The 11,133-nt window shown below is 74.5% G+C and carries 11 protein-coding genes; 7 read left to right on the top strand and 4 right to left on the bottom strand.

Annotated elements, in window-relative coordinates; genetic code table 11:
* Positions 1 to 409: 409 nt before the first annotated feature.
* From ACR9ZK_RS17840 to ACR9ZK_RS17830, 3 genes are all read left to right on the top strand, one after another.
* Positions 410 to 1,735, top strand: coding sequence for a vWA domain-containing protein (locus ACR9ZK_RS17840; RefSeq protein WP_481343302.1), 1,326 nt, complete (start codon positions 410 to 412; stop codon positions 1,733 to 1,735).
* 109 nt (positions 1,736 to 1,844) lie between these two features.
* Positions 1,845 to 2,294, top strand: coding sequence for a peptide-methionine (R)-S-oxide reductase MsrB (gene msrB, locus ACR9ZK_RS17835; protein ID WP_481343300.1), 450 nt, complete (start codon positions 1,845 to 1,847; stop codon positions 2,292 to 2,294).
* A gap of 24 nt (positions 2,295 to 2,318) precedes the next feature.
* Positions 2,319 to 2,726, top strand: coding sequence for a DUF1707 SHOCT-like domain-containing protein (locus ACR9ZK_RS17830; protein ID WP_481343299.1), 408 nt, complete (start codon positions 2,319 to 2,321; stop codon positions 2,724 to 2,726).
* A gap of 21 nt (positions 2,727 to 2,747) precedes the next feature.
* On the opposite strand, the gene hemQ is transcribed toward ACR9ZK_RS17830, so the two are convergent.
* Together hemQ and hemG are read right to left on the bottom strand one after the other, a co-directional pair.
* Positions 2,748 to 3,449, bottom strand: a complete 702-nt coding sequence (gene hemQ, locus ACR9ZK_RS17825; RefSeq protein ID WP_481343297.1) for a hydrogen peroxide-dependent heme synthase — start codon at positions 3,447 to 3,449, stop codon at positions 2,748 to 2,750.
* A gap of 7 nt (positions 3,450 to 3,456) precedes the next feature.
* Complete coding sequence (gene hemG / locus ACR9ZK_RS17820; RefSeq protein WP_481343295.1) at positions 3,457 to 4,884, bottom strand: protoporphyrinogen oxidase; 1,428 nt, start codon at positions 4,882 to 4,884, stop codon at positions 3,457 to 3,459.
* Positions 4,885 to 4,959: 75 nt separating this feature from the next.
* Between hemG and ACR9ZK_RS17815 the strand changes: the two genes are divergently transcribed.
* Together ACR9ZK_RS17815 and ACR9ZK_RS17810 are read left to right on the top strand one after the other, a co-directional pair.
* Positions 4,960 to 5,640 carry a DedA family protein gene (locus ACR9ZK_RS17815; RefSeq protein ID WP_481343293.1) on the top strand — a complete coding sequence of 227 codons (681 nt, stop codon included), beginning with the start codon at positions 4,960 to 4,962 and terminating at the stop codon, positions 5,638 to 5,640.
* Between the two features lie 115 nt (positions 5,641 to 5,755).
* Entirely contained in the window at positions 5,756 to 7,093 is a 1,338-nt protein-coding gene (locus ACR9ZK_RS17810; protein ID WP_481343291.1) for a DUF4349 domain-containing protein, read from the top strand.
* 40 nt (positions 7,094 to 7,133) lie between these two features.
* On the opposite strand, the gene murJ is transcribed toward ACR9ZK_RS17810, so the two are convergent.
* Complete coding sequence (gene murJ, locus ACR9ZK_RS17805; RefSeq protein WP_481343290.1) at positions 7,134 to 8,858, bottom strand: murein biosynthesis integral membrane protein MurJ; 1,725 nt, start codon at positions 8,856 to 8,858, stop codon at positions 7,134 to 7,136.
* Complete coding sequence (gene hemE, locus ACR9ZK_RS17800) at positions 8,855 to 9,907, bottom strand: uroporphyrinogen decarboxylase (protein ID WP_481343288.1); 1,053 nt, start codon at positions 9,905 to 9,907, stop codon at positions 8,855 to 8,857. Before hemE ends, murJ begins: the two co-directional genes overlap by 4 nt.
* 174 nt (positions 9,908 to 10,081) lie before the next feature.
* Here hemE and ACR9ZK_RS17795 point away from each other — a divergent pair, with 174 nt between their 5' ends.
* Both ACR9ZK_RS17795 and ACR9ZK_RS17790 read left to right on the top strand, forming a co-directional pair.
* Positions 10,082 to 10,666, top strand: coding sequence for a DUF3000 domain-containing protein (locus ACR9ZK_RS17795; RefSeq protein ID WP_481343287.1), 585 nt, complete (start codon positions 10,082 to 10,084; stop codon positions 10,664 to 10,666).
* Positions 10,667 to 10,749: 83 nt separating this feature from the next.
* A partial coding sequence (locus ACR9ZK_RS17790) for a 3'-5' exonuclease family protein (RefSeq protein WP_481343303.1) occupies positions 10,750 to 11,133 on the top strand: 384 nt, incomplete at its 3' end.

The raw sequence follows: 11,133 nt of genomic DNA, 5'->3' as shown, positions 1-11,133 counted from the left end.
ACGTCGAGGATGTCCCCGACGCGGGCGTGCCCGAGGCCGCCGTCCAGCCAGAGGCCGTAGCGCCCCGGCACCACCGGCTCCGTGGCGGCGAGGAGCGGTCGAGGGACCCTCTGGCGCTGCTCCACGGGCCCCATCGTGGCAAACGGTGCCCCGCTCGTCCCAGCAGCCACACATTCCGGCGGTTCTCGTATCAAAACGGACAGGCCGCGCCACGGTAGGGGCAGGGAGACTCGAGCGCCGGCGCCTCCATCGCCGGTGCCCGACACCTCCCCGGTCCACCACCCAGGACCGTCGACGGCCGGGACGACTGCCATTCGGGGTCGTGGCGTCCCCCGCCCGCCTCGGGGCCGCGCCGGAGGCACGGATTCCGGCCCCACCCATCCCTCACGTCCCACGAAAGGGGACAACCGTGCTCAACGGAATGCGCCGCGGCGCACTCTCGATCCTTGCAACCGGAGCCCTCGTCGGGGTCCCGGCCGTCGCGTTCGGTGCCGGCGTCAGCCCGGCCACCTACGACGCCGCCCTCGACCCGGGCCAGACCGTCCACGTCACCAAGACGGTCAGCACCCCGGAGATACCGCCCAAGCCCGACATTGTGCTCGTCGTCGACGAGACGGGCAGCATGGGCCCGGCCATCGCGAACGTCAAGTCCGAGATGAGCTCCATCGTCTCGAGCGTCCAGGCGGCCCAGCCCCAGGCCCAGTTCGCCATCACGTCCTACCAGGACGTCGGCGACGGTCCCGAGCTCTTCCAGGTCGAGTCGGGCCTGACCGGCGACCAGACCACGGCGCAGACCGCGATCAACAGCCTCTCGGCCGGGGGTGGCGGCGACCTTCCGGAGGCCCAGCTCAACGCGCTGTGGCAGGTCGGTTCGGGGGGCGACGCCATCTCCTTCCGGCCCGACTCGACGCGCATCGTCGTCTGGTTCGGCGACGCCAGCGGCCACGACCCGAGCAACGGGCACAGCGAGGCCGACGCCATCGCCTCCCTCCAGGGTGTCTCCGCCCAGGTCATCGCGATCAACGTGAACTCCGGCTTCGGCGACGGCCTCGACGCCACCGGGCAGGCCACGCGGATCACCGCCGCGACCTCGGGCACCTTCTTCCCGAGCGTCGCACCGGGCGGCGTGTCCGCGGCCATCCTCGCCGGCCTCGGCAACCTGCCGGCCGAGGTGACGGCGAACGTCGCGTGCGACCCGGGCCTGTCCGTGTCGTACTCGCCGTCGCTGCCGCAGACCGTGACGAGCGGCACCGACCTCGCCCTCGACGAGGCCGTGACCGTGGCCTCGGACGCGCCGCAGGGCTCGACGCTGACGTGCACGTCGACGTTCCTCGTCAACGGCGCCGACGCCGGGCCGGGCTTCGTCCAGACCGTGAGCATCAAGGTCAACGACGTGACGCCGCCGACCGTCGCCTGCGGCCCCGGCGTCAACCCCGCCGGCAGGACGCCGGTCGGTTACGCGAGCTCCGGCTTCTTCCAGCTGGTCGCGACCGACAACCTGCCCGGCGTGTCCGTGACGCTCTCCGACACGGCCTCGGGCTCCACCTTCGGCCCGTACGCGCCCGGCACGCACATCAAGCTGACCCAGGCTCCGGGGGCGACGCCGTCGGCCGTGGCGGGCTCGGGCGCCGTCGACTGGGACGTCACGGTGCGGGGTGACCTGCTCGTCACCGCGACCGACGCCGCCGGCAACACGGCGACGGCCACGTGCTCCGTCCCGCCGAAGCAGAAGTGAGGCAGGCGGCCCGGGCGTGCGCAACCGGCACGCCCGGGCCGTCGCCTGCGCCCGACCTGCGCCGCGACGAGGCAGGGCACAAACGCGGGGGCCCCGGCGTTGCCCGGACATGAGCGACCAGAGCACCTCCCGTAAGCCGTACGCCGTCCAGCGCACCGACGCGGAGTGGCGTGACGCCCTCTCCCCCGCCGAGTACCACGTGCTCCGCGAGGCGGGCACCGAGCGCGCCTTCACCGGCGAGTACACCGACACCAGGACCCAAGGCGTGTACTCGTGCCGGGCGTGCGGCGCCGAGCTGTTCCGCAGCGACACCAAGTTCGAGTCCCACTGCGGGTGGCCGTCCTTCTACGCCCCCCTCGCCGGTGACAGCGTCGAGTACATCGAGGACCGCAGTCTGGGCATGAAGCGCGTCGAGGTGCGGTGTGCCACCTGTGGCTCGCACCTCGGCCACGTCTTCGAGGGCGAGGGCTACGACACCCCCACCGACCAGCGCTACTGCATCAACTCGATCTCGCTACGCCTCGAGCCGGCGACCGGCACGAGCACCGGGGACGCCTGAGGTCACCGCGCCTAGATTGGTCCCATGGAGGGCGACGGCGAGCTGCGCATCGGTGACCGCGAGCGCCAGGAGGCCCTCGCGGCGCTCGCGGCGCACCGGCAGGCCGGCCGGCTCGACGCGTTCGAGTACGAGGACCGCCGAGGGAAGGCCGCCGACGCCGTGACGCGGCGCGAGATCGAGGCGCTGTTCACCGACCTGCCCGAGCCCCGGCCGAGGTTCGACCCCGTCGCCCCGGCCCGGGCAGCGTCCACCGCCCCCGGGCGACCCGCCGCGCAGCCGGCGACGTCGTTCGGCGCGCGCCTCGGGCGAGCCCTCGTGACCCTGTCGCCGTTCATCGCGCTGCTCGTGTTCCTGCGCACGGGCGAGTGGTTCGTGTTCCTGTTCATCCCGATCGCGGCCGGGGTCGGCAGGCTGTTCCGGGGCGAGGACTGACCGCCACCCCGGCGGCACGCCTCAGCGCAGGTTGGCGACGAGCTGGGCGGGCTCGACGCGTGGCCCGGTGAAGAACGGGACCTCCTCGCGCACGTGCAGCCGGGCGCGCGAGGCGCGCAGCTCACGCATGAGGTCGACGATGCGGTGCAGCTCGTCGGCCTCGAAGGCGAGGAGCCACTCGTAGTCGCCGAGGGCGAACGAGGCGATGGTGTTGGCCCGCACGTCGGGGTAGTCGCGCGCCATCTGGCCGTGCTCGCGCAGCAGGTCGCGGCGCTCGGAGTCCTCGAGCAGGTACCAGTCGTAGGACCGGACGAACGGGTAGACGCAGAGGTACCTGCGGGTCTGCTCCTCGGCCATGAAGGCGGGGATGTGGCTCTTGTTGAACTCGGCCGGCCGGTGCAGCGCCGCCGAGCTCCACACCGGCTCGAGGTGCTGCCCGAGCTCGGTGCGCAGCAGCCGGTGGTAGGCCGACTGGAGCAGCTCGATGGACTCGGCGTGCCACCAGACCATGACGTCGGCGTCGCCGCGCAGGCCCGCGACGTCGTAGAGACCCCGGACGACGACGCCCTCGCCGGCGATGTCGTCGAGGAAGCCCTCGAGGTCGCCGAGCAGCGCGCCCCGGTCGTCACCGAGCGGGGTCGCCGACGCGAACACCGACCACATGCTGTAGCGGATCGTGTCGTTGATCTCCCGCATCCGGGCCGGTGTCAGGCGCTCGCTCATGACCGCATCATCCCAAGGTCGCCGGGGCGTCCGACCACCGGGTCAGCAGGTCGCGCGCCGCCGCCCTGGCCGACCCGATGCAGGCCGGGATGCCGACGCCGTCGTAGGCGGCGCCGCAGACGGCGAGTCCCGGCGGCAGCAGGCGCGCCGCGCGGACGCGGTCGAGGTGACCGACGGCGTACTGCGGCAGGCCGCCGCCCCAGCGCTGGACGTGCGCGGCCACCGGGTCCGGCAGGCCCGGTCCGAGCACGGTGCGCAGGTCGGCCAGCGCCGTGGCGACGAGCTCGTCGTCGGAGCGCTGGAGCGTCACCACGTCACGGTGGCGTCCCAGCGAGGCCCGGAGGAACGTCCGGTCCGGGTGGGCCCTGGCCAACCAGGGCCACTTGACGGTGCTGAACGTCGAGGCCTTGATCGACAGCGGCTCGGTCGGCGGCACGAGGAAGCCGCTGCCCTCGAGCACCGCGGGCGGCGGACCGTCGAGGGCGAGGGTGACGATCGCCATCGACGCGTACTCGATGGCGGCCAGAGCGGCGCTGGCCCCCGGCGCGACGCCGGCGAGCAGGCGTGACGTGGGCCGGGCCGGGGTCGCGAGGACGACGGCGTCGTAGCGCTCGTCGACCTCGGCGGTCGTGGGTCCGGTCGTCACGACCCAGCCGTCGCCGTCGACCCGGAGGCCACGGACGACGGCACCGGTGCGCACCCGGGCGCCGGCTGCCGCCAGGGCCTCGGCGAGAGCGACCGGCAGCGTGCCGAGGCCGCCTTCCACGGTGGCGAACACGGGCAGCCCGGCGGACGCGGCGCCCGCCTCGGCGGACTCGCGGGCGACGTCGAGCAGGGAACGACCCTCACGGGCGGCCCGGGCCAGCGCCGGCACGGCAGCGGCCGCCGAGATCTCGCGGGCGTGCCCGGCGTAGACGCCGGCGAGGAGCGGCTCGACGAGGCGGTCCGTCACGGCGGGTCCCAGGCGGGCGTCGACGAGGTCGCCGACGGACACGTCGGGGGCATCGGGACCGTGCGACCCGTCGGGACCGGTGACGCGCTCCGCGCGCACCCGCTCGACCTCCGCCTCGGACAGCAGCCCGTGCAGCGACTCGGGGGACGAGGGCACCCCCATGAGGGTGCCCTTCGGCAGCGGCCGGCGGCGGCCGCCCGCCAGCACCGAGGCACCGACCGGGGCCGGGTGGGTCAACCGGTCGGCCAGGCCCAGCTCCTGCACGAGCGCGACCGCCTCGGGACGGCGCGCGAGCACTGACTCGGCCCCGACGTCGACCGGCACCCCGGCGACGTCGGCGAGGCGCAGCTTGCCGCCCACGCGGTCGGACCCCTCGAGGAGCGTGACGTCGACGCCCTCCGGGCCGCCGGAGCGGACGAGCTCCCAGGCGGCCGCCAGACCGCTGATCCCGCCACCGACGACCGCCACGCTCCTGCGACCCATGGGGCCCACTGTGGCACCCCGCGACCCGAGGCCCCGCGCCGGGTGGCCATCGGGACCGGATGTGATGATGGCGCCATGACCGTGCAGGCCACGAGCCCCGAGGCGTACGTCGCGGCCGAGCCGTCCGGCCTCGTCGGCCTCGCGATGCGCGTCATCGCCACGCTCGGAGAGCTCGGCGTCGGCGTCCTCGCCCTCCTCGAGACCGTCGTGCCCCCGATCCCCAGCGAGGTCGTGCTGCCGCTCGCCGGCTTCATCGCCCGACAGGGCCGGCTCGACCTCGGCCTGCTCCTGCTCACGAGCACTCTTGGTGCCTACCTCGGAGCGCTCGTGCTCTACCTGCTCGCGGCCCGGCTCGGGCAGGACCGCGCCGTCGACCTGCTCGCCCGGCTGCCGCTCGTGGACCGTGAGGACTTCCTCCGGGCGACGGGGTGGTTCACGCGGCACGGTCGGCGCTCCGTGCTCGTCGGCCGGCTCGTCCCGGGGGTGCGCAGCCTGGTGTCCCTGCCGGCGGGGGCGGTGCGGATGCCGCTCGGCCGGTTCAGCCTCATGACCCTGCTCGGCAGCGCCGCGTGGAACGCGCTCCTCATCGGTCTCGGCTGGGCCCTGGGGTCGCGGTACGAGCTCGTCGACCGGTACTCGGGGATGCTCGACCGGCTCGTCGTCGCGGCCGCGGTGGCCCTCGTCGGCTGGCTGGTGGTCCGGCGGGTCCGGCGGGTTCGGCGGGCCCGCCGCGTCAGCCCCGACGACGACGCCTGAGCGACGGGCCGCCCCGCAACGTTCGCCGCTGCCCCGGTGTCTTTCCCGGCAGGACGTCGCCGACGGACACGGCCGAGAGGGGCCGCGGCCCGGGCGACCCGTCGGAAGGCCCGCCATGGAACAGCTCGCCCGCCTGCGTCCCCACCTCGACCGACTTCCACGGGACCGCCGCCGATGGCTCGCCGCCGCCCTCGTCGCCGTCGCCGTCCTCGCCCTGGCGGTGCCCGTCGGGCTGTCCGTCCTCGGCCGGGTCGGTGAGGGCACCCGTGCCAGCGGAGGGTCGGAGTCCGTCGCCGGGACCGGGTCCGGGCGTGACTCGTCCGGGAGCGGCAGCGTCGGCAAGGAGGCGGCCCCGCAGGCGCCCACGGAGGGCCGGCGTCCCACGCCGGACACGTCCGAGGGCGGGGCCGCCACGGGCACGACCGGTTCGGGCACGACCGGTTCGGGGCTCGCCGACGCGCTGCCTGCCGACCTCGGGGCCCGCCTCGCGCGCACGGCGTGGCTCGGGGTCGAGGTCGGCGACCTCGTCGCCGCCAGTGCCCGAGCCCGGGTCGTCACCTCCGAGGCCGGTGGCGTCGTCACCTTCGAGAACGTCGTCACCGCCGCCGACCCGACGGGCCGCTACGGCGCGCCGGGTGGTCTCCGCTCCCCCGAGCCGGCCCCGGACGGCGCCGGTGACTCACCGGCCATCGCCGAGCCGGTGGGAGTCGACGAGGCCCGCATGGTGCTCAGCGTGCCGGCCGACAAGCTGGACGGGGTCCTCACCGAGCTGTCCCGCCTCGGGTCGGTGTCCTACCGGTCCTCCCAGACCGAGGACGTCACCGACACCTATGTCGACGCCCGAGCCCGGGTGCAGCCGGCCCGCGACAGCATCGCCCGGGTCCGGGCCCTGCTGACCAAGGCGACCGACCTGCAGCAGGTGGTCCTGCTCGAGAGCGAGCTGAGCCGCCGTCAGGCTGACCTCGACGCACTCGAGCAGCGGCTCGCCGAGCTCGACCGCCGCACGACGAACAGCGACGTAACGCTGACCCTGTGGACCGCCGCGACGACACCGGTCGTGGCCACCACGGGCGAGGACGTGGCGTCCCGGCTGCGCGGAGCGTGGGAGGGCCTGCTGACCTCGGCGACGGTGATCGTCACCGGTCTGGCCGCGCTGCTGCCGTGGCTCGTCGTCCTCGGTCTCGTCGCGCTCGTCGTCCTCCGGGTCCGACGCCGCCGGCCCGCGGCTGCGAGCCCGGCCCTCGCGGCCCCCGGCGGGTCGGCCGGCTCGGGCACCGGCGGCTCGGGCACCGGCGGCTCGGGTTCGGCCGGTTCCGGCTCGGCCGGTTCGGGGTCGGCAGGTTCGGGCTCGGCCGGTTCCAGCTCGGGCGGTCCTGCTCCCGCAGCCTCCTCGGCCGGAACGGGAGAACCCGAGGAGCACGGCGGCCCGGCCACGCCGGCACCAGGTCGCTGACCTCGGTCCTCGGCCGCGGCCGGCGTCGGGTGGGACGCGGTCAGCGGCCGAGGCGCCCGCGGACGAGACCGGCGACCTCGCGGACCTCGCGGACGTGGAGCAGGTGCGCGACCCCGATGTAGACGACGGTGAACACGACCCCGACCAGGCCGATCTCCACGGCGTTGGCGATCATCCGGCCCACCGCCGTCGTGCCGTCGCCCTCGGCCGCGTAGACGCGGATCGGGGCGAGCACGTTGTGCGTGCCCATCGCGAGCAGGCCGGCGACGAGGGCCGCGACGCCGACGCGGGCGGCGGTGTCGAGGACCGCGGCGCCGCCGAGGGGGCCGACGCGGCGTCGGCAGGCCCGCAGCCCGTAGGCGCAGGAGACGACGTTGCCGGCGGTCTGCCCGAAGGCCATGACCGCGACGGCGTACTGCGGCGGCACGACGAGGGTCACGCCGAGCGCGAACAGGCTCGTACCGGTGAGCAGCACCTGCATGACGAAGGTCGGCCGGCCGTCCTCCAGGGCGAAGAGCGTGCGGTAGCAGAGCAGGTCGACGCCGAACGGGATGATCCCGAGGATCATGACGACGAGCGTGATGGCCGCGGTCTCGACGGAGCGCAGGTTGAGGCCCGGGTTGAGCAGGGCGATGATCGGCTCGGCCTCGACCATGACGAAGGCCATGACCGCCACGTTGACCACGAGCGGCAGGGCGAGACCGGTGCGGACGTCCTCGCGCATGCGTTCCAGGCGTCCGCTCGCGGCCGCGGCGGACAGGCGCGGGAAGAGCGCCGTGACGATCGAGACGGTGACGAAGGCGTGCGGCAGCATGAAGATCGTGAACGCGATCCCGTAGACCGCCGGCCCGCCGACGGCGACCTTCTCCGGGACCCGGCTGACCGCGTGGTTCAGGGCGCCCTGGCTCACGAAGAAGCCGAGCTGCGAGACGACGAGGCCGACGAAGGCCCAGACCGCCAGCCGGCTCACCCCGCCGAGACCCGCGCCACGCACGCCCCACCGCGGGCGGTACCGGAACCCGGTGCCCCGAAGGGCCGGCACGAGCCACAGCGCCTGGACGACGACCGACAGGGTCGCCGACCCGGCGAAGAGCCAGACCATGCCGGGCGTCCACTGCTCCGGGGTCCGGGGGAACGGCTGCCCCTCGTGGAACTGGCGCGGCGCCGGGTACAGGACGATGAAGACGACCAGCCCGGTGACGGCGACGACGTTGGCCATGAACGGGGCCCACGCGAACGCGCCGAACTTGCCGCGGGCGTTGAGGATCTGGCCGAGGAGGGCGAACAGCCCGTAGAAGAAGATCTGCGGCAGGGTGATGAAGGAGAAGGCGAGCGCGAGCTGCTTGACGCTCGGCTGGCTGGTGCCGGCGAGCATCCACACGAACAGGCCGGCCCCCGCCGTGACGAGGACGGTGATGGCCGCCATGCCGACGAGGGCGAGGGTGATGACGCGGTCGGTGAACTCCTGCCCACCGTCGGGCAGCCGCATCGCCCGGGACAGCGACGGGATGAGGACGGCGTTGAGGATCCCCCCGGCCGCCAGCATGTAGAGGACGTTCGGCAGCGTGTTCGCCAGCGAGAACGCGTCACCGGCCAGGCTGGCGCCGATGATCGCCGTGATGAGGCCGGCGCGGACCGTGCCGAGGACCCGCGAGGCGATCGAGCCCCCGAACATCGTCAGGCTCGAGCGGGCGACCGACGGTGCCGCGACCGACTCGACGCCGGGGGCGCTGGCTCGGGGTGCGTCGGGGACGGTGGCCGTCATCGGCGGCTCGAGTACTCGTGGACGAGCTCGGTGACGCGGGTCAGGACGTCGGGGTCGGTGTTCGGCGGGACGCCGTGCCCGAGGTTGAACACGTGGCCGGGGGCCTGCCGGCCCTCGTCGACGATCTCGCGGACGCGTCGCTCGAGCGCCTCCCACGGCGCGAAGAGCAGCGCCGGGTCGAGGTTGCCCTGGACCGCGTAGCCGGGGCCGAGCCGCTCGACGGCGTCGGTCAGTGACACGCGGTAGTCGACCCCGACGACGTCGGCGCCGGCCTCGCCCATGAGGGCGAGCAGCTCGCCGGTCCCGACGCCGAAGTGGATGCGCGGGACGTCGAGGTCGGCGACGGCCCCGAGCGCCACGGCCGAGTGCGGCATCGCGCGGGCCCGGTAGTCGGCGCGTGAGAGCGCCCCGGCCCACGAGTCGAACAGCTGGACGGCGCTGGCACCGGCCTGGACCTGGACACGGAGGAACTCCCCGGAGATCCGGGCCAGGCGGCCGCAGAGGTCGTCCCACAGCTGCGGGTCGCCGTGCATGAGGGCCTTGGTCTTCTCGTGGTTCTTCGACGGGCCGCCCTCGACGAGGTAGGAGGCCAGCGTGAACGGCGCCCCGGCGAACCCGATGAGCGGGATCTCGCCGAGCTCGGCGACGAGCAGCCGCACCGCCTCGGAGATCGACGGCACGTGCTCGGGCGTCAGCGGGACGAGCTGGTCGAGGTCCGCGCGGGTGCGGATCGGGCGGGCCACGACCGGGCCGACGCCGGGGACGATGTCGAGGTCGACGCCGACGGCCTTGAGCGGGACGACGATGTCGCTGAAGAAGATGGCCGCGTCGACGCCGTGGCGGCGGACCGGCTGGAGCGTGATCTCGGTGACGAGCTCGGGACGCAGGCACGACTCGAGCATCGGGACGCCTTCGCGCACGGCCCGGTACTCGGGCAGTGACCGTCCGGCCTGACGCATGAACCACACGGGGGTGCGGCCCACCGGCTCGCGGCGCGCGGCACGCACGAGGTCGCTCTGTCGCGTGGCAGCAGGGGCATACGTCGGCACCGGTCAATCCTGCCATGGGCGCACCCCTGCCCCGGTCATCCTCGACGGACGGCCGGCCTGTGGGGCCCGGCCGCGAGTGACGCCCGTGACGCCTGCGCAGACCTGTGCCGTCCTGCCCGGAACGCCCCGGCGTGCCCTGAGACAGATCCGGCGCTCCCGGCATACCCTCGTCTGGTGCACACCAGAACGTTGCCGGGAGGCCACGGTGCGGTCTTCGCGAGGACGCTGACCGCCCTCCGCGACGTCCGGCTGCGCTCCGAGGTGCGCCTGACCGAGGTGCCTGCGCCGACGCGCATCGCGCCGTACGCGGCCGCGCTGACGGCCGACGTCATCGACGTCACCGACCCCGAGGAGGACCTCGCCACGGGCCGGTTCGTCCTCCTGCACGACCCCGCCGCCCCCGACACGTGGGACGGCCAGTGGCGCGTCGTCACGTTCGCGCGCGCGGAGCTCGAGGCCGAGCTGGCGGGTGACCCGATGCTCGGGGCGGTCGGGTGGTCCTGGCTCAGCGACTCCCTCTCCGGCCGGGGCCTGGCGTGGACGGCGGAGGCGGGCACCGTCACACGGGTCGTCAGCGAGAGCTTCGGCGGGCTCGCCGACCGCGAGGCAAGCGTCGAGATGGAGATCCGGGCCTCCTGGACCCCCACCGCCGGCGACGTCGTCGAGCACCTGCGGGCCTGGGCCGACATGCTGTGCACCATCGCGGGGATCCCGCCGCTGCCCGACGGCGTCGTCCCCCTGCCGGGGCAGCGCCGGTGACGGTGCACGAGGAGCACACCGGCAGCGACCCGGCCCACCGCCACGCGTCCCCCCCGACGCGCGAGGACCCGTCGTCCGTCGCGGTGGCCACGTCCACCGCGACCATCGAGCCGACGCCGCTGCTGCACCCGCGCGACGGCGTGCCCGACGTCGTCGCCGACGAACGGACCCTGATGCGGGCGGCGGAGGCCATCGCCGCCGGCACCGGCCCCGTGGGCATGGACGCCGAGCGTGCCTCCGGCTACCGCTACGGCCAGCGCGCCTACCTCGTCCAGCTGCGGCGCGACGGCTCCGGGACCTGGCTCGTCGACCCCGTGGCGTGCCCCGACCTCTCCCCGCTCGACGAGGCCATCGGCGACGCCGAGTGGATCCTCCACGCGGCCACCCAGGACCTGCCGTGCCTGGCCGAGGTGGGCCTGCGCCCGCGGGCCTGTCTCTTATACACATCTGACGCTGCCGACGACGGA

This window comes from Monashia sp. HAY1-5C, assembly GCF_056755255.1.
This window is presented reverse-complemented; position numbering and strand designations above follow the sequence as displayed.